25 protein-coding genes are annotated in these 25372 nt (G+C 66.8%); 18 read left to right on the top strand and 7 right to left on the bottom strand.

Annotated features, from left to right (window positions below; all coding sequences use genetic code 11):
* Window positions 1-39 precede the first annotated feature (39 nt).
* From ACN6PJ_RS25465 to ACN6PJ_RS25410, 12 genes are all read left to right on the top strand, one after another.
* Entirely contained in the window at window positions 40-1017 is a 978-nt protein-coding gene (locus ACN6PJ_RS25465) for a tripartite tricarboxylate transporter substrate-binding protein (protein WP_427998569.1), read from the top strand.
* 10 nt (window positions 1018-1027) lie between these two features.
* Window positions 1028-2854: an acyl-CoA dehydrogenase gene (locus ACN6PJ_RS25460; protein ID WP_427998568.1), complete on the top strand. Its 1827-nt coding sequence runs from the start codon at window positions 1028-1030 to the stop codon at window positions 2852-2854.
* Between the two features lie 149 nt (window positions 2855-3003).
* Window positions 3004-3645 (top strand): peroxiredoxin, encoded by a 642-nt coding sequence (locus tag ACN6PJ_RS25455; protein ID WP_043543063.1) that lies wholly within the window; start codon window positions 3004-3006, stop codon window positions 3643-3645.
* A gap of 300 nt (window positions 3646-3945) precedes the next feature.
* Complete coding sequence (locus ACN6PJ_RS25450; protein ID WP_427998577.1) at window positions 3946-4926, top strand: sulfate ABC transporter substrate-binding protein; 981 nt, start codon at window positions 3946-3948, stop codon at window positions 4924-4926.
* A gap of 25 nt (window positions 4927-4951) precedes the next feature.
* Window positions 4952-5842, top strand: coding sequence for a sulfate ABC transporter permease subunit CysT (gene cysT / locus ACN6PJ_RS25445; protein ID WP_427998567.1), 891 nt, complete (start codon window positions 4952-4954; stop codon window positions 5840-5842).
* Window positions 5839-6738 carry a sulfate ABC transporter permease subunit CysW gene (cysW, locus tag ACN6PJ_RS25440; RefSeq protein WP_427998566.1) on the top strand — a complete coding sequence of 300 codons (900 nt, stop codon included), beginning with the start codon at window positions 5839-5841 and terminating at the stop codon, window positions 6736-6738. Before cysT ends, cysW begins: the two co-directional genes overlap by 4 nt.
* Window positions 6739-6764: 26 nt before the next feature.
* Window positions 6765-7829 (top strand): sulfate/molybdate ABC transporter ATP-binding protein, encoded by a 1065-nt coding sequence (locus ACN6PJ_RS25435; protein ID WP_427998565.1) that lies wholly within the window; start codon window positions 6765-6767, stop codon window positions 7827-7829.
* Window positions 7826-8569: a phosphoadenylyl-sulfate reductase gene (locus ACN6PJ_RS25430; protein WP_427998564.1), complete on the top strand. Its 744-nt coding sequence runs from the start codon at window positions 7826-7828 to the stop codon at window positions 8567-8569. The genes ACN6PJ_RS25435 and ACN6PJ_RS25430 overlap by 4 nt, the downstream gene beginning before the upstream one ends.
* A gap of 40 nt (window positions 8570-8609) precedes the next feature.
* Window positions 8610-9518 carry a sulfate adenylyltransferase subunit CysD gene (gene cysD / locus ACN6PJ_RS25425; RefSeq protein ID WP_427998563.1) on the top strand — a complete coding sequence of 303 codons (909 nt, stop codon included), beginning with the start codon at window positions 8610-8612 and terminating at the stop codon, window positions 9516-9518.
* 41 nt (window positions 9519-9559) lie between these two features.
* Window positions 9560-10858 (top strand): sulfate adenylyltransferase subunit 1, encoded by a 1299-nt coding sequence (locus ACN6PJ_RS25420; protein ID WP_427998562.1) that lies wholly within the window; start codon window positions 9560-9562, stop codon window positions 10856-10858.
* A 212-nt stretch (window positions 10859-11070) separates the two neighbouring features.
* A complete protein-coding gene (locus tag ACN6PJ_RS25415; protein ID WP_427998561.1) occupies window positions 11071-12405 on the top strand; it encodes a PA0069 family radical SAM protein in 1335 nt (444 codons plus the stop codon).
* Window positions 12406-12478: 73 nt separating this feature from the next.
* Window positions 12479-12955, top strand: a complete 477-nt coding sequence (locus tag ACN6PJ_RS25410; protein WP_427998560.1) for a hypothetical protein — start codon at window positions 12479-12481, stop codon at window positions 12953-12955.
* Between the two features lie 49 nt (window positions 12956-13004).
* Here ACN6PJ_RS25410 and ACN6PJ_RS25405 read toward each other — a convergent pair whose 3' ends face one another.
* On the bottom strand, window positions 13005-13877 hold the full coding sequence (locus tag ACN6PJ_RS25405) for an EamA family transporter (RefSeq protein ID WP_427998559.1): 873 nt from the start codon (window positions 13875-13877) through the stop codon (window positions 13005-13007).
* 301 nt (window positions 13878-14178) lie between these two features.
* Between ACN6PJ_RS25405 and rplS the strand changes: the two genes are divergently transcribed.
* Entirely contained in the window at window positions 14179-14559 is a 381-nt protein-coding gene (rplS, locus tag ACN6PJ_RS25400; protein WP_043543023.1) for a 50S ribosomal protein L19, read from the top strand.
* Window positions 14560-14682: 123 nt separating this feature from the next.
* Window positions 14683-15414, top strand: coding sequence for a CoA pyrophosphatase (locus tag ACN6PJ_RS25395; protein WP_427998558.1), 732 nt, complete (start codon window positions 14683-14685; stop codon window positions 15412-15414).
* A gap of 22 nt (window positions 15415-15436) precedes the next feature.
* Here the strand turns inward: ACN6PJ_RS25395 and rsgA are convergent, their stop codons facing one another.
* Both rsgA and ACN6PJ_RS25385 read right to left on the bottom strand, forming a co-directional pair.
* Window positions 15437-16399, bottom strand: coding sequence for a ribosome small subunit-dependent GTPase A (rsgA, locus tag ACN6PJ_RS25390; protein WP_427998557.1), 963 nt, complete (start codon window positions 16397-16399; stop codon window positions 15437-15439).
* Complete coding sequence (locus ACN6PJ_RS25385) at window positions 16396-17643, bottom strand: M48 family metallopeptidase (protein ID WP_427998556.1); 1248 nt, start codon at window positions 17641-17643, stop codon at window positions 16396-16398. The genes rsgA and ACN6PJ_RS25385 overlap by 4 nt, the downstream gene beginning before the upstream one ends.
* 299 nt (window positions 17644-17942) lie before the next feature.
* Here ACN6PJ_RS25385 and orn point away from each other — a divergent pair, with 299 nt between their 5' ends.
* Both orn and ACN6PJ_RS25375 read left to right on the top strand, forming a co-directional pair.
* Window positions 17943-18488: an oligoribonuclease gene (orn, locus tag ACN6PJ_RS25380; protein WP_062683861.1), complete on the top strand. Its 546-nt coding sequence runs from the start codon at window positions 17943-17945 to the stop codon at window positions 18486-18488.
* An 11-nt stretch (window positions 18489-18499) separates the two neighbouring features.
* Window positions 18500-19474, top strand: coding sequence for a sigma-54 interaction domain-containing protein (locus ACN6PJ_RS25375; RefSeq protein ID WP_427998555.1), 975 nt, complete (start codon window positions 18500-18502; stop codon window positions 19472-19474).
* Between the two features lie 3 nt (window positions 19475-19477).
* Here ACN6PJ_RS25375 and ACN6PJ_RS25370 read toward each other — a convergent pair whose 3' ends face one another.
* Genes ACN6PJ_RS25370 through ACN6PJ_RS25360 form a run of 3 tightly spaced genes read right to left on the bottom strand, consistent with a single transcriptional unit; the run spans window position 19478 to window position 22201 of the window.
* Complete coding sequence (locus ACN6PJ_RS25370) at window positions 19478-20443, bottom strand: tripartite tricarboxylate transporter substrate-binding protein (RefSeq protein WP_427998554.1); 966 nt, start codon at window positions 20441-20443, stop codon at window positions 19478-19480.
* A gap of 57 nt (window positions 20444-20500) precedes the next feature.
* Window positions 20501-20827, bottom strand: a complete 327-nt coding sequence (locus tag ACN6PJ_RS25365) for a DUF4387 domain-containing protein (protein WP_427998553.1) — start codon at window positions 20825-20827, stop codon at window positions 20501-20503.
* Window positions 20828-20839: 12 nt separating this feature from the next.
* On the bottom strand, window positions 20840-22201 hold the full coding sequence (locus ACN6PJ_RS25360) for an acyclic terpene utilization AtuA family protein (protein WP_427998552.1): 1362 nt from the start codon (window positions 22199-22201) through the stop codon (window positions 20840-20842).
* A 225-nt stretch (window positions 22202-22426) separates the two neighbouring features.
* Between ACN6PJ_RS25360 and ACN6PJ_RS25355 the strand changes: the two genes are divergently transcribed.
* Window positions 22427-23053 carry an NAD(P)H-hydrate epimerase gene (locus ACN6PJ_RS25355; RefSeq protein ID WP_427998551.1) on the top strand — a complete coding sequence of 209 codons (627 nt, stop codon included), beginning with the start codon at window positions 22427-22429 and terminating at the stop codon, window positions 23051-23053.
* 82 nt (window positions 23054-23135) lie between these two features.
* On the opposite strand, the gene paaX is transcribed toward ACN6PJ_RS25355, so the two are convergent.
* Window positions 23136-24065, bottom strand: a complete 930-nt coding sequence (paaX, locus tag ACN6PJ_RS25350; protein WP_427998550.1) for a phenylacetic acid degradation operon negative regulatory protein PaaX — start codon at window positions 24063-24065, stop codon at window positions 23136-23138.
* A 173-nt stretch (window positions 24066-24238) separates the two neighbouring features.
* Between paaX and paaA the strand changes: the two genes are divergently transcribed.
* The gene (gene paaA, locus ACN6PJ_RS25345) at window positions 24239-25228 is read left to right on the top strand and encodes a 1,2-phenylacetyl-CoA epoxidase subunit PaaA (RefSeq protein ID WP_427998549.1); all 990 of its coding nucleotides are present in this window, start codon (window positions 24239-24241) and stop codon (window positions 25226-25228) included.
* Window positions 25229-25372: the final 144 nt, after the last annotated feature.

Genomic DNA, 25372 nt, shown 5'->3' with positions numbered 1-25372 from the left:
GCGCCACAAGCGGCTCCGGATCCATCAAAGGAGACTCCCATGAACCCCGCAATTTCCGCCTGCGGCGCCTTGCTCGCCGCCGTCGTCACGTTGTCCGCGCCGCCAGGCGGCGCACAAGCCGCCGCCGCGTATCCGTCCAAGCCCATTACCCTGGTGATCGGATTTCCGCCTGGCGGGGGCGCGGACCAGGTGGGCCGCGTCTACGCGAATGCGCTGGCCAGGCAGCTCAAGCAGCCGGTCGTCGTCGAAAACCGCCCCGGAGCCGGTTCGACCATCGGCGCCAGCCTCGCGGCGCGCGCCGCCGCCGACGGCTATACCTTGTACCTGGGCAATTCCAGCGTCATGGGCAGCGACAGCGCCCTGTACAAGGTGGACTACACGCCGGACAACTTCGTGCCCGTGGCGCAGCTCACCACCGGTCCCATGGTCCTGATCGCGAATGCGAAGCTGGGGCTCAAGAGCGTGCAGGACCTGATCGACCGGGCGAGGAGCAAGCCGGGAACCATTAACGTAGCGTCGTCCGGCAACGGCGTCATCACCCATCTGGCGGCGGTCGAATTCATGACGCTCGCCGGCGTGAAGCTGATGCACATTCCATTCAAGGGCGGGGCTGCCGCGGCGCAATCCGTGGCGGCGGGCGATACCGATGTCTCGTTCGCGACCGCACCTTCGGCCAAGGCGGTCATCGATACCGGCAAGGTGGTGGCGCTGGCGGTAACGTCCGGCCAGCCTTCGCGGCTGTTGCCGTATCCTCCCATTTCGCAGACCGTGCCGGGCTACGATCTTTCCAACTGGTGGGGCGTCTTCGCGCCCAAGGGCACGCCGCCGGAGGTGCTGGAGGCGCTGTTCAAGGCGAGCAATGCCGTGCTGGCGCTTGAAGAGGTGCGGCAGGGCATGGCGGCCGGCTACGAGGAAGTGACGCCGTCCGCGTCGCTGGAGGCGTTCGGCGCGTTCGCCCGCAAGGAGGGAGGCAAGGGTTTAAGATTGGCCAAAGAGAGTCTAGATACTGCCAATTGACGGAGACACCATGCCCTACGCAACCCCATTGCAGGACTTCCGCTTTGCCTTGAAGGAACTGGCCGGGCTGGAGGAAGTCCTGAATCTGCCTGGCTTCGAAGAGGTGACGCCAGACCTGGTGGACGCCATCCTGGAGGAAAACGGACGCTTCGTCGAGCAGGCCGTCGCGCCGCTGAACGTGCCGGGCGACACGCATCCGCCGGTCTGGAAAGACGGCCAGGTCACGACCACCCCCGGGTATGCGCAGGGTTTCAAGGACTACGCGGCCGGCGGCTGGCAGGGGTTGCAGCATCCCGCTGCCTGGGGCGGGCAGGGGCTGCCCAAGGTGGTTGCCGCCGCGCCCGGCGAGAACATCCAGGCGGCCAGCCTGGCCTTTTCCCTGTGCCCCATGCTGACCGACGGTGTGATCGAGGCCATCCTGACCGTCGGCTCGGATGCGCAGCGCAAGCAATACGTGCCGAACCTGATCGGCGGCAAGTGGACCGGCACGATGAACCTCACCGAGCCGCAGGCTGGCTCGGACCTGGCCCAGGTCGCGACGCGCGCGGTAAAGCAGGACGACGGCAGCTACCGGCTGACGGGCCAGAAGATCTTCATTACCTACGGCGAGCACGATCTGGCCGAGAACATCATCCATCTGGTGCTGGCCCGGACCCCGGACGCCCCTGCCGGGGTGAAGGGCATTTCGCTTTTCATCGTGCCCAAGTTCCTGGTGCAGGCCGACGGCAGCCCGGGCAAGCGCAATGACGTCTGGTGCGCCTCGCTGGAGCACAAGCTGGGCATCCACGGCAGCCCCACGGCGGTGCTGTTGTACGGTTCCGGCAAGGGCGAGGTGGGCGAGGGCGCCATCGGCTACCTGGTCGGCGAACAGAACCGCGGCCTGGAATACATGTTCATCATGATGAACGCCGCCCGCTATTCGGTGGGGCAGCAGGGCATAGGCGTATCGGAACGCGCCTACCAGCATGCCCTGGCCTATGCGCGCGAGCGCGTGCAGGGGCGGGCGGTGGAAGGCTCCGCAGGGCCCGTGGCCATCGCGCGCCACCCGGACGTCCAGCGCATGCTGATGACGATGAAGGCGCTGACCGAGGCGGCCCGCGCCGTCTCGTACGTGGCCGCCGCCGCCCACGACAAGGGCACGCATCATCCCGATCCGGAGCAGCGCGCGCGCAACCGGGCCTTCTACGAATACCTGGTGCCCATCGTCAAGGGCTTTTCCACGGAGAGCGCCGTCGAGGTCGCCTCGCTGGGCATCCAGGTGCACGGCGGCATGGGGTTCATCGAAGAGACCGGGGCGGCGCAGTTCTACCGCGACGCGCGCATCCTGCCCATCTACGAGGGCACCACCGCCATCCAGGCCAACGATCTGGTGGGCCGCAAGACGCAGCGCGACGGTGGCGCCACGGCGCATGCCGCCATCGCGGCCATGCGCGACACGCTGCGCGCGGTCGAGGCCGAGGCGTCGTCCGCCGCGGCGGACGAGCGCGACGGGCTGCGGCTGTTGCGCGACAACCTGGACGGCGCCATCCAGGCATACGAGGCGGGCGTGGCATTCATCCTGGAGCAATCCGCGGCCAATGTCCGGGCGGCCTATTCCAGCAGCGTTCCCTACCTGATGCTGGCGGGCGTGGTGCACGGCGGATGGCAGATGGCGCGGGCCGTGCTGGCCTGCCGCCGCCATCTGGCCGCCGGGTCTACGGATCCGTTCCATGCTTCGAAGATCGCCACCGGCCTGTTCTACGCCGCGCACATCCTGCCGCGTTCGATGGCCCTGTCGGCCGCCGTGCGGTCCGGGGTCGTGGCGGACGCGTGCGGGGCCAGCTTGAATATTGCATAAGGTTATATGTCTTGCGTATTTCCCCGGCTAAAGGTTTGATGGAAGAATCGTTTTCCAGGCGCTAATCTTCGCCAAGAGACGAGTTCCCGCGTTGCCCGCTCCGGCGGGCAACCAGGCCTTCCCACCTGAATCCGCACACAGGAGACATCATGAGTCAACTACGCCTGGGCGATACCGCCCCCGATTTCGAACAGGAATCCTCGGCTGGGCCGATCCGCTTCCATGAGTATCTCGGTAATAGCTGGGGTGTCCTGTTTTCGCATCCGGCCGATTTCACGCCGGTCTGCACCACCGAGCTGGGCTATACCGCCAAGCTGGCGGACGAGTTCGCCAAGCGCAACGTGAAAGTGCTGGCCCTGTCGGTGGACGACACCGATTCGCATACGCGCTGGATCGACGACATCAACGACACGCAGTCCACCAAGGTCAACTTCCCGATCCTGTCCGACAAGGACCGCAAGGTGTCCGAGCTGTACGACATGATCCACCCGAACGCCAACGCGACGCTGACTGTGCGCTCGGTGTTCATCATCGATCCCAACAAGAAGGTGCGCCTGACCATCACGTATCCGGCCAGCACCGGCCGCAACTTCAACGAGATCCTGCGCGTCATCGACTCGCTGCAGTTGACCGACAGCCACAGCGTGGCCACGCCCGTGAACTGGGAAGACGGCGACGACGTGATTATCGTTCCGTCCCTGCAGGACGAGGCCGTGATCAAGCAGAAGTTCCCGAAGGGCTACAAGGCCGTGCGCCCGTACCTGCGCATTACGCCTCAGCCGAATAAGTAAATTCGGCATCCGCGGGGCAGGCCCCCGCGAGCCGCCGGAACCGCCGCGTTCCCCCCGGGGACGCGGCGGTTTTTTTTTTCGTCCCGCCCCGATCATGGATTGACGGCGGCCGGGAGGCGGGCCGGATTTTCCCATTGCTGGGACAGCTGTCCTATATGCCTGAGAGCGATGAGCAATCAAATAATGATTCGTTCCGTTCAGATCGGGCAACCCGCAAACTTGCTCCCACATTGTCAGATACAGGGAGCAGGAATGTCTTTCAGGAAAGCCGGTTGGCTGGCCGCCTTGGCCGCGGTCACGATGTCGTTTGCCGTGATGGCGCCCGCGCAGGCCCAGCAGAAGCAGACGCTGCTGAATGTTTCGTACGATCCGACCCGTGAACTCTATCGCGCCATCGACGATGCCTTCGCCAAGCAATACAAGGAAAAGGCGAACGTCGACCTGACCATCCGCCAGTCGCACGGCGGCTCGGGCCGCCAGGCCCGTTCCGTCATCGACGGCCTGGAAGCCGACGTGGTGACGCTGGCCCTGGCCTACGATATCGATGCCATCGCCGACCGCGGGCTGCTCCCCGCGGACTGGCAGGCCCGCCTGCCGCAGAACAGCTCCCCCTATACCTCCACCATCGTGTTCCTGGTGCGCAAGGGCAATCCCAAGCAGATCAAGGACTGGGACGATCTGGTGAAGGACGGCGTGCAGGTCATCACCCCGAATCCGAAGACCTCGGGCGGGGCGCGCTGGAACTACCTGGCCGCGTGGGCCTACGCGCTGGAGAAGAACGGCGGCAGCGAAGACAAGGCCCGCGCCTTCGTGGGCGACCTGCTCCGGCACGTGCCGGTGCTGGACACCGGCGCGCGCGGCGCCACCACCACGTTCGTGGAACGCGGTGTGGGCGACGTGCTGCTGGCCTGGGAAAACGAAGCCTTCCTGGCGCTGGAAGAGCTGGGTCCGGACAAGTTCGACATCGTGGTGCCGTCCCTGTCCATCCTCGCCGAGCCGCCGGTCGCCGTGGTCGACAAGGTCGTGGACAAGAAGGGCACCCGGGCGGCCGCGCAGGCCTACCTGGAATTCCTCTACACGCCCGCCGCGCAGGAGATCATCGCCAAGAACTACTACCGGCCCATCGACAAGACGGTGGCCGCCAAGTATGCAAGCAAGTTCCCCAAGGTCAAGCTCGTGACCATCGACGACAAGATCTTCGGCGGCTGGCGCAAGGCGCAGAAGGATCATTTCAGCGACGGCGGCACGTTCGACCAGATCTACCTGCCGCAGAAGAAGTAACCCCATAACGATCGGAACGACGGCCATGATTTCAGCCTCGAACCCCGCGGCAAGCGGCGCGCAAGCGCCTTTTGCCTTTCGCCGCAAGAGCCCGGGCGTGTTGCCCGGATTCGGCATCTCGATGGGCTACGCGGTGCTGTACCTGAGCATGCTCGTGCTCATCCCATTGGCCGCCCTGCCCATCAAGAGCGCGGGGCTGGGGTGGCAGGGCTTCTGGGACACGGTGGCCTCGCCGCGCGTCGTGGCGTCGTACCGGCTCACCTTCGGCGCCTCGCTGGTGGCCGCGCTGGTGAACCTGGTGTTCGGCACCGTCGTCGCCTGGGTGCTGGTGCGCTACCGTTTTCCCGGCAAGAAGATCCTCGACGCGCTGGTCGACCTGCCGTTCGCGCTGCCCACGGCGGTGGCGGGCATCGCGCTGACCGCGCTGTATTCCGAAAAGGGATGGCTGGGGGGCCCGCTGGCCGAATGGTTCGGCTGGAAAGTGGCGTTCACGCCGCTGGGCATCGTGGTCGCCCTGATCTTCATCGGCGTGCCCTTCGTGGTGCGCACGGTGCAGCCGGTGCTGGAAGACGTCGAGCGCGAGATCGAGGAAGCGGCCGCCAGCCTGGGCGCCAACCGCTGGCAGACCATCCGCCGCGTGCTGATGCCCATCCTCCTGCCGGCCCTGATGACGGGTTTCGCGCTGGCCTTCGCGCGCGCGGTGGGCGAGTACGGATCGGTGGTGTTCATCGCCGGCAACATGCCCATGGTGTCCGAGATCACGCCGCTCTTGATCATCGCCAAGCTGGAGGAGTTCGATTACGCGGGCGCCGCCGCCATCGCCACGGTGATGCTGCTGCTGTCGTTCGCGCTGCTGCTCGTCATCAACCTGCTGCAGGGCTGGCAGTCGCGCCGCAACCTCGGGAGGCTGGCATGAGCGCGTCGGACCGTCCCGCCCACCTGACCGAGCCGCGCTGGGTCCGCGGCGCGCTGCTCGCCGTCGCGCTGGCATTCCTGGCGCTGTTCCTGCTGGTGCCGCTGGCCGCGGTATTCGCCGAGGCCTTCAAGAAGGGCTGGCAGCTGTACGTGGCCGCCATCGTCGAGCCCGACGCGCTGGCCGCGATCCGCCTGACGCTGCTGGTGGCGGCCATCGCCCTGCCGCTGAACCTGGTGTTCGGGGTTGCCGCGGCCTGGGCCGTCACGAAGTTCCAATTCCGCGGCAAGCAATTCCTGGTGACCCTGATCGACCTGCCGTTCTCGGTGTCCCCGGTGGTAGCCGGCCTGGTATTCGTGCTGCTGTTCGGCTCCCAGGGCTGGTTTGGCGGCTGGCTGCAGGACCACGACATCAAGATCGTCTACGCGGTGCCCGGCATCGTCCTGGCGTCTCTGTTCGTGACGTTTCCCTTCGTCGCGCGGGAGCTGATACCCCTGATGCAGGCGCAGGGCAGCGAAGAGGAGCAGGCCGCGCTGACGCTGGGCGCCAGCGGCTGGCAGATCTTCTGGCGCGTGACGCTGCCGAACATCAAGTGGGGGCTGCTGTACGGCGCCATCCTGTGCAATGCGCGGGCCATGGGCGAATTCGGGGCGGTATCGGTGGTGTCGGGACAGATCCGGGGGCTGACCAACACGATGACCCTGCACGTGGAGATTCTCTACAACGAATACCAGTATGCCGCGGCCTTCGCCGTGGCCTCGCTGCTGGCCTTGCTGGCGCTGGTGACGCTGGTGGCCAAGAACATCGTCGAGTGGCGCAATGCGCGCTTCCAGCAAGCCGCCGACCTGCCGGTCGAGCATCCCGGCCAGGCGGCCGCCATCAAGCCGGCGGTCGCCTGAGGCGGCCGGCAAAGACGGAGACAAACATGAGTATCGAAGTCCGCAATCTGTCCAAGCGTTTCGGCGAGTTCCGCGCGCTCAATGACGTTTCGCTGCATATCGAGACGGGCGAGCTGGTGGCGCTGCTGGGGCCTTCGGGCTGCGGCAAGACGACGCTGCTGCGCATCATCGCGGGCCTGGAGTCGGCCGATTCCGGCAACGTGCTGTTCGCGGGCGAGGATGCCACGGCGGTGGACGTGCGCCAGCGCCAGGTCGGCTTCGTTTTCCAGCACTACGCGCTGTTCAAGCACATGACGGTGTTCGAGAACGTGGCCTTCGGCCTGCGGGTCAAGCATCGCTCGCAGCGCCCGTCCGAGGACCGGATCCGGCGCAAGGTGCATGACCTGCTTGGCCTGGTGCAGCTGGACTGGCTGGCGGACCGCTATCCGGCGCAGTTGTCCGGCGGCCAGCGCCAGCGCATCGCCCTGGCGCGCGCGCTGGCCGTGGAACCCAGGGTGCTGTTGCTGGACGAGCCGTTCGGCGCGCTCGACGCCAAGGTGCGCAAAGAGCTGCGGCGCTGGCTGCGGCGGCTGCATGACGAGCTGCACGTGGCCAGCGTATTCGTGACCCACGACCAGGAAGAGGCGCTGGAGGTGTCGGACCGCGTGGTGCTGATGAACGCCGGCCGCATCGAACAGGTCGGCACGCCGCGGGAGGTCTGGGAAGCGCCGGCCACGCCGTTCGTCTATGGATTCCTGGGCGATGTGAACCAGCTCCAGGGCGTGGCCACGCGCGGTGTCTGGAGCGGGGCGGGCCTGTCGCTGCCCGCGCCGGAGCTGGCGCAGGCCGACGCGCAGCGCGCGACCGCCTACGTGCGGCCGCATGAATTCGATATCGAACGCTATCGCGCCGGCGTCGACGGCATTCCGGTGCGCCTGGCGCACGCCTACCTGGCCGGGCCCAGCGCCTACCTGGAGCTGGCCCGCGAAGACTCCGCCTCGCTGCTGGAGGCCGAGGTGCCCGAGACCCTGTACCGGGAGCTGGGCCTGCGCGACGGTGAAATCCTTCTGGCGCGTCCTCGGCGGGCGCGCATTTTCGCGGTGCAAGCATGACGACTACCGATCTTCTTCCCGAACTCCATCCCGCCCTGGCCTTGCGCTGGCGCGAGCTGAACCAGCGTCTGTCCGACATCCGGCGGCGCTATCCCGATGCCGCGCTGGCCTCGTCGCTGGCCGCCGAGGACATGGTGCTGACGCATGCGCTCTATACCGCCGGCTCCGGCCTGGAGGTATTCACGCTGGACACGGGCCGTCTCCATGCGGAGACGCTGGGCGTGCTGGATGCGGTGCGCGAACGCTACGGGCGCGAAATCACCGTGTACCGGCCCGACGCGCAGGCGGTCGAGCGGCACGTTGCCGAGCATGGCGCCTACGCCTTCTACGAAAGCGTGGATCTGCGCCGCGCCTGTTGCCAGATCCGCAAGGTCGAGCCGCTCAAGCGAGCGCTGGCCGGACGCGGCGCCTGGATCACCGGGCAGAGGCGGGCGCAGTCCGCCACCCGCGGCGAACTGCCGTTCGAGGAAAACGACGCCGCCTTCGGCCTCTACAAGTTCAATCCCCTGGCCGAATGGAGCGAGGACGAGGTCTGGTCCGTCATCCGCGCGCTGGGCATCCCCTACAACCCGCTGCACGACCAGGGCTATCCGTCCATCGGGTGCGAACCCTGTACGCGCGCCATCCGTCCGGGCGAGGACCTGAGAGCGGGGCGCTGGTGGTGGGAGTCCTCCGACTCCAAGGAGTGCGGCCTGCACGCGGGCAACCGGGTCATTCCCGTCGTGGCGCGCGCCGGGTGACGCCGCCCATGAATTCAACATCTGTCTTAGTGGAGTAGTCATGTCTGCCGTCATTCAACGCAGCCATCTCGATTGGCTGGAATCGGAAGCGATATTCATCCTGCGGGAGGTCGCCGCGGAAAGCGAGAAACCCGTCCTGCTGTTTTCGGGGGGCAAGGATTCGGTGGTGTTGCTGCGCCTGGCCGAGAAAGCCTTCCGGCCCGGCCGGTTTCCGTTCCCGCTGATGCACATCGATACCGGCCACAACTTCGACGAAGTGATCGCCTTTCGCGACGCGCGCGCGGCCGAGCTGGGCGAGACCCTGATCGTGCGCAGCGTCGAGGATTCGATCGCGCGGGGCAGCGTGGTGCTGCGCCGTGAAACCGATTCGCGCAACGCCGCGCAGGCCGTCACGCTGCTGGAGGCGATCGAGGAGTTCGGATTCGACGCCTGCATCGGCGGCGCGCGGCGCGACGAGGAAAAGGCGCGCGCCAAGGAACGGATTTTTTCGTTCCGGGACGAATTCGGCCAATGGGACCCCAAGGCCCAGCGTCCCGAACTGTGGAGCCTGTTCAATACGCGCGTGCACCGCGGCGAGAACATGCGCGTCTTCCCGATTTCCAATTGGACCGAGCTGGATGTCTGGCAGTACATCCAGCGCGAGCGCCTGGCGCTGCCTTCCATCTACTACAGCCATGAGCGCGAGGTCGTGCGCCGCAAGGGGCTCCTCGTGCCGGTCACCCGGCTGACCCCGCCGCAGGACGGCGAGCGGGTCGAGCGCCTGCCGGTGCGTTTCCGCACCGTGGGCGATATCTCCTGCACCTGCCCGGTGGCTTCCGACGCCGCCGATGCCCTGGCCATCATCGCCGAGACGGCGGTGACGGACATCACCGAGCGCGGCGCCACGCGCATGGACGACCAGACTTCCGAGGCCTCGATGGAGCGCCGCAAGAAAGAAGGCTATTTCTGATCGCACAAGACGCCGGCGCCTGCCGGCGGCAAGGGACGCACATGAACGCACTGAACGATTCTTTCCTCTCGGGCGCCGACACCGGCGTGTTGCGCCTGATCACCGCGGGTTCCGTGGACGATGGCAAGTCCACCCTGATCGGCCGCCTGCTGTACGACAGCAAGGGCGTGTTCGCCGACCAGTTGGATGCGATCTCGCGCGCCAAGCACAAGCGGGTGGCGGGCGACGGCATCGATTTCTCGCTCCTGACCGATGGGCTGGAGGCCGAGCGCGAGCAGGGCATCACCATCGACGTGGCCTACCGCTACTTCTCCACGCCCACGCGCAAGTTCATCATCGCCGACGCGCCGGGCCACGAACAGTACACGCGCAACATGGTGACGGGGGCGTCGACGGCGGACGTGGCCGTCATCCTGATCGACGCCACCCGGGCGGCCGACGGCAGGTTGCTGCCGCAGACCAAGCGCCACAGCACGATCGCGCGCCTGCTGGGCATCCGCCACATTGTGGTGGCGATCAACAAAATGGACCTGGTGGACTGGGACCGCGCCGTGTTCGAGCGCATCCGCGACGCCTACGCCGATCTGGCGGACAAGCTCGGCATCGCGCATTTCGACGCGCTGCCGCTGTCCGCGCTGAACGGGGACAACGTCGTCACGCTGTCGCCGCAAACGCCGTGGTACGACGGACGGCCTTTGCTGTCGCTGCTGGAGTCGCTGGATCTCGCCAGCGACGACCGCGCCGCGCCGCTGCGCTTCCCGGTGCAATGGGTGGCGCGCCACGATGGCGATCGCAAGGAGGATTTCCGCGGCTATGCCGGGCGCGTGGCCAGCGGCGTGCTGCGTCCGGGCGACGAGGTCGAAGTGCAGCCTTCCGGCGTGAAAGCCGTGGTGCGCGAAGTGCGGGCTTTCGACCGCGCCTTGGACGAGGCGGTGAAGGGCGACTCGGTAACGCTGGTGCTGGATCGAGACGTGGATGTCTCGCGCGGCGATGTGATCGTGCATGCGTCCGCGCCCGCGCAGGTCGCGCGCGAGTTCGAGGCCGAGCTGTGCTGGCTGGACGCGCAGGCATTGAATCCGGCGCGCAAGTATCTGCTGAAGTCCGGCACGCGCCTGACTTCCGCGAAGATACGGGAAGTGCTGTCGCACCGTGACATCCACGAGTTGCAGGAAGTGGAGAACACCGAAGGCACGCTGCGCATGAACGACATCGGACGCGTGACCTTCACGACGCGCGACGCGCTGGCGGTCGATCGCTACGCCGACGTGCCGGCTACCGGCGCGTTCATCCTGATCGATGAAGCCACGCATCAGACCGCGGCCGCAGGCATGCTGCGTTAACGGACGAATGCCGGGCCGACCGAGGTTTTCTGAGCCGGATATTTGCTGTTGTTTTTTTGCTAAACCCAGTGCTGGTGCGGGTTTCCGGGCGATATCGCGTGGTGAAAACGATTTGTCCGGACGACGCCCGCGTCTTGCGGTAAAGTGGGGTTGTCTTACGAAAAGGCTTTTGGTGCTTGTCAAAACCACTGTGTTTTTGTACAGTAGTTTTCATGGCACGCACCGATCATTCTTTTCCCGCCGGTTCTGGGTCCCCGGCTGCCGCCCCCGCCGCCTTGCGCGGTCGGGGTGCGGTTACTAATGTTCGGCATCGCTTCCAGCGCGATGACCGCGTGCAAGTCGACGACGGCTGGTCCGGCTCCGGATTGCCCGCCGACTTCATAGATTCCGTCCCCGATAATTTTCCCAACGACGCGTCCAGGGTCATTCCGATCCTGCCCGACACGCGGCAGGCGCCTCCCGCCCCCAAGACCACGGTCACGGCGGAGCAGGCCCGCAAGATGCTGTCGCGCAACGATTCCCCCGACATCCCCTTCGAGGCCGCGGTCAATCCCTACCGGGGGTGCGAGCATGGCTGCGTGTATTGCTACGCCCGGCCCACGCATTCCTACCTGGGCTACTCCCCCGGCCTGGATTTCGAGACGCGCCTGGTCGCCAAGGCCAACGCCGTCCAGGCCTTGCGCGCCGAGCTCAGCCGCCCCGGGTACAAGCCGTCGCCCATCAACATCGGATCGGCCACGGATCCTTACCAGCCCATCGAGCGCGAATGGCGCCTGACGCGCGGCCTGCTCGAGCTCATGCTGGAAACCCGGCATCCGCTCTCCATCGTGACGAAGAACGGGCTGGTGGCCCGCGACCTGGACCTGCTGGCGGCGCTGGCCGAGCAGAAGCTGGTGGTGGTGTACATGAGCATCACCACGCTGGACGCCGGCATGGCCCGCACGCTGGAGCCGCGCGCCGCGGCGCCGTGGCGCCGCCTGGAGGCCGTGCGCAGCCTGACGGATGCGGGCGTGCCGGTGGGCGTGCTGGTCGCTCCCATCATTCCGTTCATCAACGACGAATCCATGGAGCACATCCTCCAGGAGTCCAAGGCGGCGGGCGCGCATTACGCCAGCTACACCGTCCTGCGGCTGCCGTGGGAGGTCAAGACCCTGTTCGAGGATTGGCTCAACGCCCATTTCCCCGACCGCGCCCAGCGCGTGCTGCACCGCGTCGAAGACATGCGCAACGGGCGGCGCAACGATCCCAACTTCGGTTCCCGCATGCGCGGTACCGGTGTCTGGGCCGATCTGCTGCGCCAGCGTTTCACGGTGGCCACCCGCAAGCTGGGGCTGAACCGGCATCGCCTGGCCCTGGACTGCGGCCGCTTCCTGCCACCGGCCGGCGCTCCCGGCCCGGCGGGTTCCGATTTTCCATCCCCGGCTGGCGCGCAAGCGTCTTCAGGGGTCCCTTTTCATGGCGTGTCGCCCGCTGCCGGCGGCGCTCAAGGGCGCGTGACGCGCCAGTTGCGCGCCGTGGCCGCAGGCCAGTTGTCATTGTTCGATTGACCGCAGGCCGTGGCCGCGGAGGGTTGCAGGGGCGCCGTGCCCCGGCGCTGGATCGTCTTTTCAAGGAGTTCCCATGAACACCGCTGATATTTCCGTCCTGTCGGATGAGCTTGTCGTTTCGCTGAACCCGCTGCGCCGCGGGGCGCGCCGCGCCCGCGCCGTCTGCGCCAGGCTGGCGGGGCTGGTCTTGCCGTGGAACACGGCCTCGGCCGGCGCGGATCCGCGCCAGCGCTCGCGCTCCGGCGCCGCGCCCGCCCGTTGGCCATTCCCGCCGGCGCCCTCCGAAGAGGGGCTGCCGACCGGCGAGGCTGCAGCGGTTCCGGCGGCCATGCCGGCACCCGTGGCCCGTCCCGTTTCTCCGGTCGTTCCGGTCGCGTCCGGCATGCCGGCGGCGCCCTCCGTGCGCGAATGCAGCCTGGGCAACGCCACGGCCGAACCCGTCACAGCCGGCATGACCCGCAAGGCGATGCTGATCGACGTGGCAATGGTGCTGGCGTGGGGCGCCATCATCCCCGGGCTGATGTGGTTGGGGGCGGCCGCCGGATTCTGAGCGGGCTTGCGCGTTCAGGGCCAGCAGCGTCCCGGAGGATTCCCGGCGCTCAGGTGGATCCCAGCAGAACCACGCCCACCAGGATGGACAGGCAGCCGGCCAGGCGGCCCGGGCCCACTTTCTCGCGCAGCAGGAACATGCCCGCCAGGGTGCCCAGCATCATGGACATTTCGCGCGCCGGGGCAACCAGGCTTAGCGGCGCGCCGTTGCGCAGGGCGTACAGCACCAGGATGTAGCCCAACGGAGACAACAGGCCGACCGCCAATGCCAAGTGCCAGTGTCCGCGCATGGATTCCCAGGCCTGGGCCCTGCGGCTCGCCATGTGGGGAGTCATCATCGCGGTGCGCGTCACGCAGGTGAACCAGTCGAACAGCACCGGGCTGATCAGCAGCACTTTCACGCCGTAGGCGTCCACCACGGTGTAGGCGGCTATGAAGAGGCCGATCACCATGCCCCAGCGCACGCCTACCCAGGCCTGGGCCTGCTTGAAAATGGCCAGCCGCCCTTGGGTGGCGATGAGCAGCACGCCGATCACGACGCAAAGCATGCCGGCAATGCCGGTGCCGGTGGCGGGTTCGCCCAGCAGTAAAAAGGCGCCGGTCGTGGAAAGCAAGGGGCCCGTGCCGCGGGCGATGGGGTAGACCACCGATAGATCGGCCACCTGGTAGCCGCGCTGCAGGCACAGGCTGTAGCCTAAATGCAACAGGCTCGAGGTCAGGATGGCGCCGACCACGGGCCAGGTCCAGGTCATGCCGTCGTGCATCAGCACCCAGACGACCCACGGCGCATACAGCACCGATGCGCACAGGCCGTAAGCGAACACGAAGGGAGCGCCCACCATGGCCGCGCGCTTGGCGAGCAGATTCCACGTTGCGTGGGCCATCGCCGCCAGGACGACCAAAATCAGGGACGAGTACGACATGAGGGGGTAAACCGCGTCGTGTGACGTGTTTGTTACAGAAACCGGAAGGTTACCGCAAACGGCTGCGGGCAGGGGGCATGTTACCTGAGGCCCAGCGGAATTTTTGGTGTAGAATCATTAGTTTGCCAAATCTCATCCTCTGCTTGCGGCACATGCACCGGGGTCCAGCCTAGCGCCGGGCGGCCGTGCACAAGCGAGACAAGGCGCCGGATAGCGGCTTCATTGCTTTCCGACGTTCTCGCGAACAACATCGAACGGCAAAAGTTTCAGCCCGCAACGACATGATGATCTAGGAGTTCTAATGAACCTTATCGCTATCCTGGAACAGGAAGAAATCGCCCGCCTGACCGGCGGTGTGGCCAAGCCTGAATTTGCTCCCGGTGACACCGTCATCGTGAGCGTGAACGTCGTTGAAGGCACCCGCAAGCGCGTGCAGGCTTTCGAAGGCGTCGTCATCGCCAAGCGCAACCGCGGCCTGAACTCCGCGTTCACCGTGCGCAAGATTTCGTCGGGTGAAGCCGTGGAACGTACGTTCCAGCTGTACTCGCCGCAAATCGCCGGCATCGAAGTCAAGCGCCGCGGCGACGTGCGCCGCGCCAAGCTGTACTACCTGCGCAACCGCTCGGGCAAGTCGGCACGCATCAAGGAAAAGCTGGTCAGCAAGCAAGCCTCCGCGGCTTGATCGCTTATCGGCACACGGCCCTACCAGTGTCGGACGCTTACGCCTTCCCGCGTTTTCGTCCGGCACGGGTTTCCGGGTTAAAAAGGCACCTGCGAGGGTGCCTTTTTCTTTTCAAAAAGCCGTATGTCTGATTCCTCGTCTTCCCCGCGGCCCCGGCGGCCGCTGGCGCGCCCCGGCTTCGACCCGGCGACCCAGCCATGGGTGCTGGCCAACGAGTCCCTGCCGGCCGTGCCTTCTCGTCTGCTCACTCCCGACTCCTTGCGCGGCACGCTCAGCCAGCCATCCACCTGGACGCTGGAGTTGTCTCGCGATACCGACCTGCGCTATCCGGGGCGCGAAGGCGCGCCGGTTCCGGCCGCGGTGCTGATTCCGCTCGTGACGCGCGACAACGGCGTGTCGATCATGCTGACGCAGCGCGCCGCCCACTTGCACGACCACGCGGGCCAGATCAGTTTTCCCGGTGGCCGCATCGAACTCAGCGACTCGACCCCCGAAGCCGCGGCCTTGCGCGAGGCGCAGGAGGAAACCGGCCTGCCGGCCAGCTATGTGGAAGTGCTGGGCAGCATGCCGCCGTATCTGACGGCGACCGGTTTTTCCATCATTCCCGTGGTGTCGCTCGTGCGGCCCGGCTTCGATCTGGCGCCGGATGCCTTCGAGGTGGCCGAGGTGTTCGAGGTGCCGCTGTCTTTCCTGATGGACCCCGCCAATCACCGCCTGTACGAGGCCCGCCTGGAAGACGGGCGGGTGCGCCAGTACTACGGCATGCCCTACGGCAAGTACTTCATCTGGGGCGCCACCGCCGGCATGCTGCGCAATCTGTACCATCTGCTGCGCCACGGCTTCGAGCCGCGTTGACCGGCCAGGGCGGGCGCCCACGTCAATAGCGCTGCTGCCCAGCCAGGTTTTCTTCCAGAATGCGTTCGTACAGCGCGTAGCGCGACGGGTCGATGGCGCCCGCCTGCAAGGCGGCCACCACGCCGCAGCCTGGTTCGTGACGATGGGTGCAATTGTAGAAACGGCACTGTTCGATCGGCCCGGTGAATTCAGGGAAGCCGCGGATGATGTCTTCGCGGCTCAGGTGCTGCAGCCCGAAGGCCTGAAAACCCGGGGAGTCGATCAGGTCGCCGCCCGGGGCGGGCAGGTGATAGAGGCGCGTGCTGGTCGTGGTGTGCTTGCCCATGTCCAGCGCGGTGGAGTGTTCGCGGGTGGGGGCGGCGGCATCAGGCACCAGGGCGTTGAGCAGCGTCGACTTGCCCATGCCGCTTTGCCCGAGCAGCAGGCTGGTGTGTCCGGCCAGGCGCGGCGCGAGCGCCTCGTGCACGTTTTCGGGTTCCCGCGCGCTGAGTTCGATCACGTCCACGCCCAGCGCCACGATCGGCGCCAGCCGCGCGCGCGCCGCGGGCAGCTCGTCGGCGAGATCGGTCTTGTTCAGGATGATGAGGGGCGAGATCCCGGCGCTCCACGCGCCGGCCAGGGCGCGCCCGGTAAGGTCGTCCGAGAAGGTGGGCTGGACGGCGACGACGATCAGCAACTGATCCACATTGGACGCGAACTGCTTGGATCGCATTTCGTCGGACCGGTACAGCAGGTTGCGGCGCGGCAGGATGGCATCGATGGCGCCTTCGTCCTTGCCCTGGGGCGTGATGCGCACGAGGTCGCCCACGGCGGCCCCGGCCTTTTTGCCGCGCGGAAAGCACTTGCGCAGCGTGCCGTCGGCAAGCTCCACGGTGTAGTGGCGGCCGTGGGCGGCGATGATGCGGCCTTCGTTCGGCCCGGCGGCCTGCGCGCCGGCGCGTTGTCCGTTCCGGATGGCGCCCTTGGGGCGGCTCGGGCCGCTCATGCGGCCGCCATCAGGTGGCGGATGCGCACGGCGGCGGGGGGATGGCTGTCGTAGAAGGCGGAATGCACGGGGTCGGGGGTCAGGGTGGCGGCGTTGTCGTCGTAGAGTTTGACCAGCGCGGAGACGAGGCGTTCCGGCGAGCTTTGCTCGGCCGCGTAGCGGTCGGCTTCGAACTCGTCGCGGCGCGAATACCAGCTGGCCAGGGGAGTGAGCATGAAGGTGAACACGGGGATGACCAGGAAGAACAGCAACAGCGCCATCGCGTCGTTGCGTCCGCCCAGTTGCGGCAGCACCCCCAGCCCCACATAGAACCAGGGTTGCTGCGAAACCCAGCCCAGGATGGCGAAGAAAGCCAGCGCGGCGGCGAAGCTGAATACGATGCGCTTGATGATATGGCGCTTGGCGAAGTGGCCCAGCTCATGCGCCAGCACCGCCTCGATCTCGTCGCCGTTCAGGCGGGCAAGGAGCGTATCGAAGAACACGATGCGGCGCGAGCGGCCGAAGCCGGTGAAATAGGCGTTGCCGTGGGCGGACCGGCGCGAGCCGTCCATTACGAAAAGGCCGTTCAGCGCGAAGCCGCAGCGCTGCGCCAGGCGCTGGATGCGGCCGGCCAGCTCCGGGTCGGACAGCGGGGTGAATTTGTTGAAGAGCGGGGCGATGAACATCGGATAGACGATCAGTAGCGCCAGATTGAATGCCGTCCAGAGCGCCCAGGCCCAGATCCACCAGTAGGCACCGGCGCTGCCCATCAGCCAGAGCACCGCGGCGGCCAGCGGCAGGCCGAGCACCGCGGCCACCAGCAGGCCCTTCAGGGCGTCGGCGGCGAACAGCCCGGGCGTCATGCGGTTGAAACCGAAGCGGGCCTCCAGGCGGAACTGCCGCCACAACGTGAAGGGCAGGCCCAGGACGCCCAGCAGCAGCGCCACCGCGACGAGCAGCAGCATCTGCCGGATGAAGTCGTTGCTGGTAAGCTGGCCTACCATCAGGTCGATGACCTGCAGCCCGCCCATCAGGGTCAGGCATACCAGCAGGATGGCGTCATAGGTGCGTTCCAGCATCCCAAGCTTGACCCGCGCCACGGTGTAATCGGCCGCGCGCTGATGGCTTGCCAGCCCGATCCGGGGGGAAAACTCCGGCGGCACCTGGTCGCGGTTGCGCGCGACATGACGGATCTGCCTGGACGCCAGCCACAGGCGCACGGCAATATCGGTCAGCAGGAAGGCAACGAACAACAGTGTGAACATAGGCGATGTGGCTTACTCAGGTAGTAGGTATATGTATATGCGAAAATCGCGTTTTTTGCCGCCGGGCCGCCCCTAGGTAAAAACGCCCCCCCCCGGGGGGCAGCAAGCCGAAGGCGCAGCGTGGGGGTATTTTCCACCGCCGGGCCGCCCCTAGGTAAAAACGCCCCTCGGGGGCAGCAAGCCGAAAGCGCCGCGTGGAGATGTTCATTTACCGCCGGGCCCGTCCGAAGGCAGAAAGCACCCCCTTTGGGGCTGCGAGCCGAGGGCGCGGCGCGGGGGTGTTTTTATAGGCAAATTATATGGCTGTGAATGAAAACCGCCTGGTTTGGCTGGACATGGAAATGACCGGCCTGGACCCTGAAAAAGAACGCATCATCGAGGTCGCCGTGGTCGTGACCGAGGCCGACCTGACGGTCGTGGCCGAAGGCCCCGTGCTGGTCGTGCACCAGCCGGACAGCCTGCTCGACGCCATGGACAACTGGAACAAGTCCACCCACGGCAAGAGCGGCCTGATCGACAAGGTCAAGGCTTCCACCATCTCCGAGGCGCAGGCAGAGGATACGCTGTTGGCGTTTCTCGCGCAGCACGTGCCGGCCGGCAAGTCGCCGCTTTGCGGCAACACCATCAGCCAGGACCGCCGGTTCATGTTTGCTTACATGCCGCGCCTGGAGCAGTTCTTCCACTACCGCAACCTGGACGTCAGCACGCTGAAGGAACTGGCGCGCCGCTGGGCCCCCGCGGTCTACAAGGGATTCGAGAAGAAGAGCCGTCACGAAGCGCTGGCGGACATCTACGAATCGATCGATGAACTGAAGTACTACCGCGAACACTTCCTGAAAGTGTAGCCTCAGCGCCCATGCCGACCGCCGCGTTCGCCTGCGAACCGCTCATCGGGGACCATCCATCGATGGCGGCGTTGCGCGATCTGGTGGGCCGGGTCGCGCGGAGCAGGGCCAGCATCGTCCTCATCTACGGCGAAACCGGCACCGGCAAGGGGCTGGTCGCCCGCAGCCTGCACGCGCAGTCGGCGCGGGCAAGCAAGGGCTATACCGAGATCAACTGCGCCGCCATTCCGGGCAACCTGCTCGAATCCGAGCTTTTCGGCCATGAGCGCGGAGCGTTCACGGGAGCCGTGGCGCGCAAGACCGGCTTGCTCGAGGCGGCCAATGGCGGCAGCGTGTTCCTGGACGAGATCCGGGAGCTGGATCCGGTCATGCAGGCCAAGATCCTGACGCTGCTGGACAGCCGGCGCTTCCGCCGCATCGGCTCCGTGCAGGAGGTCTCGATAGACGCCAGGTTCATCGCCGCCACCAACAAGATCCTGCTGGGGGAGGTCCAGGCGGGCCGGTTCCGGGACGATCTCTATTACCGGTTGCAGGTCGTGTCGATCAACCTGCCGCCGCTGCGCGAGCGCGGCGACGACGTGCTTGTGCTCGCGCAGCGTTTCCTGGAGCGGTACAACGCTACCCATGGCAGCGCCTTTACATCCATGGACCCCGAGGTCCGGCGCATATTCAGGGCCTATTCCTGGCCGGGCAATGTGCGCGAGCTGAGCAATCTGCTCGAGCGGATCTGCATCCTGGAGGACGGCGATACCGTGTTGCCGCAGCACCTGCCCCAGCGCATCCTGCGCGACGCGGGCAAGCCCGTGCCCGCGCCGGCGTCCGCCCCGGCCGGCGATTACGCCGAACAGACCGCCCGGTTCCAGCGCGGGCTGATCAGCTCGACCCTGCAGGCGGAGGGCGGCAACCTGGGCCGCGCCGCCCAGCGCCTGGGCTTGACGCGGCATGCGCTGCGGCACCAGATGCTCAAGCTGGGGCTCGAGCGCTGAAGGCTATTCTGAACTGATCCCGTGCTTGCGGGCGATCCCCTGCCAGAGGGACAGTTCATCGCGGACGCGCGCGCCGAATTCGGCGCTGCCCATGCGGGCCGGCGCGGTGCCGTCGATATCGAGCAATGCCGACATTTCCGGGGATGCCGAGATTTCGTTCAACGCCGCGTTGAGCTTCTCGATATAGGGCTGGGGTGTGCCCGCCGGCGCGAACACGCCGACCCAGATCTGCACGGAATAGCCGGGCAGGGTCTGCGCGGCCGGGGGCAGGCCGGGAAAAGCGGGCTGGGGCGAGTCCGCGGTCGTGGCGAGCAGTTTGACCTTCTTGCCCTGGACGACGGGGGCGAGGGTGCTGTAGTTGGACAGCATGACGTCGATAAGGCCCCCGGCGAGGTCCGACGCCGCATTGGCCGCGCCCTTGTACGGAACGTGCGTCATCCTCGTGCCCGCGGCGTCGTCCAGCATCACGGTGGCCAGGTGCGCCAGCGAGCCCACGCCCGCCGACCCGTAGTTGAGGACGCCGGGCCGCTTGCGGGCTGCGTCCAGCAGCTCTTGCAGCGACCCGTAGGGCGTTTGGGCCGAGGTCGCGATCACCAGGGGGCCCTGGCCTATCATCGCGACCGGAGCGAATTGCTTCAATGGGTCGTAGGGCAGGTGCGGCTGGGTGGCGGCGGTGGTGAGGAAGGTCGACGAGGTCAACAGCAGCACCGAGCCGTCCTTGGCCGAGCGCGCGACGTATTCGGAGCCGATCGCGCCGGCGGCGCCGCCTCGGTTTTCCACGATCACCGTATTGCCCAGCCGGGCAGCTAGCTGAGGGGCGATCGCGCGCGCGATCGCGTCGTTGCTGGCGCCGGCGGTAAATGGCACCACGATCTTGACCTGTTTGGGCACATCCGGCCGGGCTGCCGACGCCGCGCCGCAGAGGGCGGCTCCGGCCAGGAACAACAAGGTTTCTTTTAGCGCTTTCATGAGCGATTCTCGAAGGAAGCGAAAGGGGAAGGGCGCCGTCTCCGGCGCCCGCGGCATTCAGCCCGGCATGGGAACCGCGATGTCGAGCAGCGGCGCATATTGCTGCGCGCCGAAGATATCGCCATCGCCCGCCGAGCCGCTGGGGGTCAGCCGGTAGATCGTGAATTTGATGGCCAGGCCGGGATCGTAATGCACGAAGTCGGAAATACGGCCGTCCTCGATCCGGTAGAGGGCGGCCACGCTGGCGCGCGTTAGGGCGCCGGAGCGCTTTACCGCTTCGTAGACCGAGGGTTCCCGGAAGATGATGTCGAAGGTGATCTTGTTCACGCCCGCGTTCTTGCTGCGGATGGTCTTGGCCAGGGAGCTGAGTTTCTGAGTATTCATGGTCTTGCCGGCTCAGGCGCCAGCCTCGGTGAGGTAGGTCGGGAAGAGTTCGCCGGCATTGCTCACCGGCAGGGTGTGGTTCAGCGTCCAGCGGTAGGCCGCGCTCGTGCGCACGACCTCATCCAGCGGAAACGACACCGAGCCCGCCGTGCCTTTCACGTCGGGCAGGCGGGCGTAGAACATCTGGCGCAGGCCGGTCAGGGTCAGTTCCTCGGCCATCTCGGCCGTGGGAGCGACTCCTTGCACCATGACGCAGAGTTCGTGGCCGGGCTGGTCCCGCAGCGGCTCCAGGTCGCCCATGACGCCGTCGCGCCCGTATACCTTGTAGTGCAGTTCGTAGCCCGAATCGCCGAAACGTTCGCGCACCTTTTCGCGCGCCCAGGCGATGACGCGGTCCACGTTCTCGATGGTGTAGGGGTCCCGGATGCCGCAAAGCCCCATGTAGCGCTCGCCGACCTTGCCGGAGCCTTCCAGCTTCACGCGGACCTGCTCCGCGGGCACGAACCGCGAGCCGGTGATGCGGGTGGTCTTTTCGCTCAGTTGCTCGTAGTTGCAGTGGGTCATGTCCAGCTTGCCGCCCGCGAAGAATTCTTCATACGGGTTGGAGCGCTCGTACATCGCGTGGCCGGCCACCGACGCGATGGTGCAGCGCTGATCGGGATGCATGGCCGTGACGCGCACGTCTTCCGCCGAGATCTCTCCCATCACGGTTTCCTTGCCGCCGTAGGGTTCGGCGCAGAACGACGCGCACTCCAGCACCTTGCCCAGGTAGTACGCCTTGTCCGCGTCGTAGCCGCGATACAGCGCGGGCGCGGCGAACACCGCGGCATCCGAGCTGCGACCGCCGACGATGACGTCCGCGCCGGCTTGCAGCAATTCGACATAGGGGTGCACGCCGGCCACCGCTACGATGCGGTCCGTGGCGTCCAGTTCGGCTTCGGTCAGGTTGGCGTAGCCGTCCAGCCCGGCCACCTGGACGCCGTCGCGCAGCGCCTTGCGCACGCGCTCCTTGTCCACCTCCGAATAGAAGTAGCCGATCTTGAAGGGCGCCAGCCCGTGCTCGGCGGCGATCTCCTTGATGAGGCGCACGTACAGGTCGACGCGGCTGTTGGCGCCGGTGTCGCCGGCGGAGCCCACGATCATGGGCACGCCGAGCTTGCGGGCGGCCAACAGCATCTGCTCGAGGTCGTGGCGCTGCCACGCTTGCGGGCTGGTGGACGTGTCGGAACCCAGAGGCACCGGGCCCACGTCATCGCTGCCCGAATCGGCGGCGATGAAGTCGGGGCCGGCGGCGACGCCGAGCTGGAAGCTTTCGGTGCGCAGCGGGGCGAATCCTAAGTGCCCGTTCGGGCAGATGATGCTCATGGAACGCATTGGTATAGTCTCTTCGGTTGAGTCGCCCGGTCCCGCTCGGACCGGCTCCGCATACGACGCAAAATGCGTGCCAGACCAGCCGCGGCGGATACCCTCGGGGATTCGCCGCGATAGAGGCCGCTTTGGCCATGAGTCGTTGGTAAATTTCCGCGCAATGCGTGAATTCCACGCATTCGCCCTCGGGGCAGGCCTGCGGTCTTGCCCCCACAGCGCCAGGTATCCGCCATGCAGACTTCCTATTCCGTAGCCCGGATCCGTGACGCCGAACGCCAGGCCCTGGCCAGCGGCAGGCGGCTGATGCCCCTGGCCGGGGCGGCCGCGGCCCGGTTCGTCGCCGCGCGGGCCGGGCCGCAGGCGCCGGTGCTGGCAGTGGCCGGGCCAGGCAACAACGGGGGCGATGCCCTGGAGGCGGCAACCCTGCTGCGCGCCATGGGCCGCGATGTGCGGGTATTGCTGCCCGCGGGCGCGCAAGGGCTGCCCGCCGATGCCGCCCGGGCGCACGCCGGCTGGGTTGCGGCGGGCGGGGCCACCCTGTCCGTGCCCGAGCCCGGCTTCGTGCCCGGGCTGGTCATCGATGGCCTGTTCGGCATCGGATTGAATCGTCCGCTGGGCGCCGGCTGGCAGGCGCTGGTGGATACGGTCAACGGCTGGGGCGTGCCCGTGCTGGCGCTGGACGTGCCCAGCGGCATCGACGCGGATACGGGGAAGGCCCTGGGACGGCCGATCCGGGCGCGCTGGACCTTGTCCTTCATCGCCCGGGCCAGAGGCCTGGCCCACGCGCCGGCTGACGTGCTTGGCGAATCGCACGTGGACACGCTGGGCGTGGCGATGCCGGAAGAGGGCGGCGCCTGATCGTGGTCCGTCCCGGCTCGCGGCCGGCGCGCCGTGTTGGCGCGGGGGCGGACGATGGGGAAAGGCGCGCGGGCCTTTCGCTTCAGGCGGGTCTGCCGCCGAAGCGCGATGCGATGTCGGCCGCCAGCGGCGTATACCGTTCGTTGTCGCGGCCGGCCAGGGTGTCCAGGTGCGCTTCCGAGGCGTCGAAGACCCGCCAGTAGATGCGGCCGCAGATCTCGCGGGCGGCGTGGCCGGGCCAGTTGTCGGGCAGCATGGGCCCGGGCAGCTGCGGATCGTGCAGGACGATCCGGCGCCAGCTGTGCAGCAGCATGACGCGGACGATGAAGGCCTCGGACGGCGAAGGCGGGGTCTCCAGCAGCTTTTCCAGCGGGCCGAAATTCTTGGTGAACAGCCGGTACTGTTCGGCCACGTTTTCGAGGTTCCAGCACTGCGAGGCCAGGCTGGCTATCGGCAGGCCGCCAGCGCCGGCGAGGTCGCGGGCGGACAGCACCAGGGCCCGGTCCGGGATGCCCAGCTTTTCCAGGATGTCGTGCGCGGCGCGCGCCTCGGTGTGGGGGTGGGCGAAGAGCCCGGGCGCGATCATGCCGAAGCCTTCCCAGACCAGTTCCCGGCGCAGCTCGGCGCGTTCGGCCAGGCCGTTGCCGGTGCGCGGCAGCGCGACCAGCGTCCATTCCCCGTTCCATTCCTGGGGCGCGCCCTCATAGATGCGCTGGGAGGCGTGCGCCGTGTGGCGCAGTCCCTGTTCGGAAATCAGGTAGAGGCTGCGGCGCCCATGGCGTTCGGATTGCAGCCAGTTCTGCGCGACCAGCCGGAACACGCTGGTGCGCAGCAAGCGTTCATTGATGCCCAACGGCGCCAGCAGTTCGATCAGGTCGCCCAGCCAGATGGCGCCGCCATGGGGCGCCAGGGCATCGCCGAGCAGGCTGACGCAGAGCGACTTCGCGCGCGGCGGATCGTTCTTGATCAGGCGGGACAGGAAGCGGTCCAGGGGCGACTGAGGGTTTGCCATTAGAAGGGGCCTGGGGCGGCCGATATCGGGATCGGCAATATGATACATAAATCTAATGTGATACAGATTTGAGTTTGACAATGAATTTTTTGTATTAAATAATCCTCGTATGACATGACGGCACTGCGGAACGTTTGCTTTGCGTTTTCGCAAACCGTCTCAAGGAGACATACATGTACGCTCAACTCGTCGAAACCGGCGTCAAGCAGGTCAAGACCGCGGACCAGCTCGAAGGCCAGGAACAGGCGTTCCAGCGCCGCATCGACGACGGTATCCGCATCGAGGCCAAGGACTGGATGCCCGAGGCCTACCGCAAGACGCTGGTGCGCCAGATTTCCCAGCACGCGCACTCCGAAATCGTGGGCATGCTGCCGGAAGGCAACTGGATCACGCGCGCGCCGTCGCTCAAGCGCAAGGCTATCCTGCTGGCCAAGGTCCAGGACGAGGCCGGTCACGGGCTCTACCTGTACAGCGCCGCGGAAACCCTGGGCGTGTCGCGCGACGACCTGATCGACGACCTGCACGCCGGCCGCGCCAAGTACTCCAGCATCTTCAATTACCCCACGCTCAGCTGGGCCGACATCGGCATGATCGGCTGGCTGGTCGACGGCTCGGCCATCATCAACCAGATCCCGCTGTGCCGCTGCTCCTATGGCCCGTACGCGCGCGCCATGGTGCGCGTCTGTAAGGAAGAGTCCTTCCACCAGCGCCAGGGCTACGACCTGCTGATGCAGATGTGCCTGCACGGCACGCCCGAACAGAAGGCGATGGTGCAGGATTCCCTCAACCGCTGGTGGTGGCCCGCGCTGATGATGTTCGGTCCGAGCGATGCCGATTCCCCCAACAGCGCCCAGTCCATGGCCTGGAAGATCAAGCTTTTCTCCAACGACGAGCTGCGCCAGAAGATGGTGGACCAGACCGTGCCGCAGGCCGAGTTTCTGGGGCTGACCATTCCGGATCCCGAGTTGAAGTGGAATGCCGAGCGCGGCCACTACGATTTCGGCGAGATCGACTGGAGCGAGTTCTATGCGGTGCTCAAGGGCAACGGCCCGTGCAACCGCGAACGCCTGGCGGCGCGCGTCAAGGCGCACGAGGACGGCGCCTGGGTGCGCGAGGCGCTGGTCGCCTACGCCGACAAGCGGGCCGAGCGCAAAGCAGCCTGAGAGGATGACGCCCACCCCCCGAAGCGCACCGGCAACGCCGGCCCCGCGCGGCCGCGCTGCGGCTCGGGCGGCAGCGCGGCCGGACTCACTCTTCTAACCATTGCAGATCAGGGCGCGCGGCGCGCGCCCGGTATTCGAGGACAT

This window comes from Achromobacter sp., assembly GCF_050285585.1.
Lineage (GTDB): Bacteria > Pseudomonadota > Gammaproteobacteria > Burkholderiales > Burkholderiaceae_B > Achromobacter.
The sequence above is the reverse complement of the archived record's forward strand: the minus strand, read 5'-3'. Positions and strand labels throughout refer to the sequence as shown.

Coding starts and splice junctions, on each gene's coding strand:
- ACN6PJ_RS25465 (WP_427998569.1), top strand. CDS start 40: ATGAACCCCGCAATTTCCGCCTGCGGCGCCTTGCTCGCCGCCGTCGTC.
- ACN6PJ_RS25460 (WP_427998568.1), top strand. CDS start 1,028: ATGCCCTACGCAACCCCATTGCAGGACTTCCGCTTTGCCTTGAAGGAA.
- ACN6PJ_RS25455 (WP_043543063.1), top strand. CDS start 3,004: ATGAGTCAACTACGCCTGGGCGATACCGCCCCCGATTTCGAACAGGAA.
- ACN6PJ_RS25450 (WP_427998577.1), top strand. CDS start 3,946: ATGTCGTTTGCCGTGATGGCGCCCGCGCAGGCCCAGCAGAAGCAGACG.
- cysT (WP_427998567.1), top strand. CDS start 4,952: ATGATTTCAGCCTCGAACCCCGCGGCAAGCGGCGCGCAAGCGCCTTTT.
- cysW (WP_427998566.1), top strand. CDS start 5,839: ATGAGCGCGTCGGACCGTCCCGCCCACCTGACCGAGCCGCGCTGGGTC.
- ACN6PJ_RS25435 (WP_427998565.1), top strand. CDS start 6,765: ATGAGTATCGAAGTCCGCAATCTGTCCAAGCGTTTCGGCGAGTTCCGC.
- ACN6PJ_RS25430 (WP_427998564.1), top strand. CDS start 7,826: ATGACGACTACCGATCTTCTTCCCGAACTCCATCCCGCCCTGGCCTTG.
- cysD (WP_427998563.1), top strand. CDS start 8,610: ATGTCTGCCGTCATTCAACGCAGCCATCTCGATTGGCTGGAATCGGAA.
- ACN6PJ_RS25420 (WP_427998562.1), top strand. CDS start 9,560: ATGAACGCACTGAACGATTCTTTCCTCTCGGGCGCCGACACCGGCGTG.
- ACN6PJ_RS25415 (WP_427998561.1), top strand. CDS start 11,071: ATGGCACGCACCGATCATTCTTTTCCCGCCGGTTCTGGGTCCCCGGCT.
- ACN6PJ_RS25410 (WP_427998560.1), top strand. CDS start 12,479: ATGAACACCGCTGATATTTCCGTCCTGTCGGATGAGCTTGTCGTTTCG.
- ACN6PJ_RS25405 (WP_427998559.1), bottom strand. CDS start 13,877: ATGTCGTACTCGTCCCTGATTTTGGTCGTCCTGGCGGCGATGGCCCAC.
- rplS (WP_043543023.1), top strand. CDS start 14,179: ATGAACCTTATCGCTATCCTGGAACAGGAAGAAATCGCCCGCCTGACC.
- ACN6PJ_RS25395 (WP_427998558.1), top strand. CDS start 14,683: ATGTCTGATTCCTCGTCTTCCCCGCGGCCCCGGCGGCCGCTGGCGCGC.
- rsgA (WP_427998557.1), bottom strand. CDS start 16,399: ATGAGCGGCCCGAGCCGCCCCAAGGGCGCCATCCGGAACGGACAACGC.
- ACN6PJ_RS25385 (WP_427998556.1), bottom strand. CDS start 17,643: ATGTTCACACTGTTGTTCGTTGCCTTCCTGCTGACCGATATTGCCGTG.
- orn (WP_062683861.1), top strand. CDS start 17,943: ATGGCTGTGAATGAAAACCGCCTGGTTTGGCTGGACATGGAAATGACC.
- ACN6PJ_RS25375 (WP_427998555.1), top strand. CDS start 18,500: ATGCCGACCGCCGCGTTCGCCTGCGAACCGCTCATCGGGGACCATCCA.
- ACN6PJ_RS25370 (WP_427998554.1), bottom strand. CDS start 20,443: ATGAAAGCGCTAAAAGAAACCTTGTTGTTCCTGGCCGGAGCCGCCCTC.
- ACN6PJ_RS25365 (WP_427998553.1), bottom strand. CDS start 20,827: ATGAATACTCAGAAACTCAGCTCCCTGGCCAAGACCATCCGCAGCAAG.
- ACN6PJ_RS25360 (WP_427998552.1), bottom strand. CDS start 22,201: ATGCGTTCCATGAGCATCATCTGCCCGAACGGGCACTTAGGATTCGCC.
- ACN6PJ_RS25355 (WP_427998551.1), top strand. CDS start 22,427: ATGCAGACTTCCTATTCCGTAGCCCGGATCCGTGACGCCGAACGCCAG.
- paaX (WP_427998550.1), bottom strand. CDS start 24,065: ATGGCAAACCCTCAGTCGCCCCTGGACCGCTTCCTGTCCCGCCTGATC.
- paaA (WP_427998549.1), top strand. CDS start 24,239: ATGTACGCTCAACTCGTCGAAACCGGCGTCAAGCAGGTCAAGACCGCG.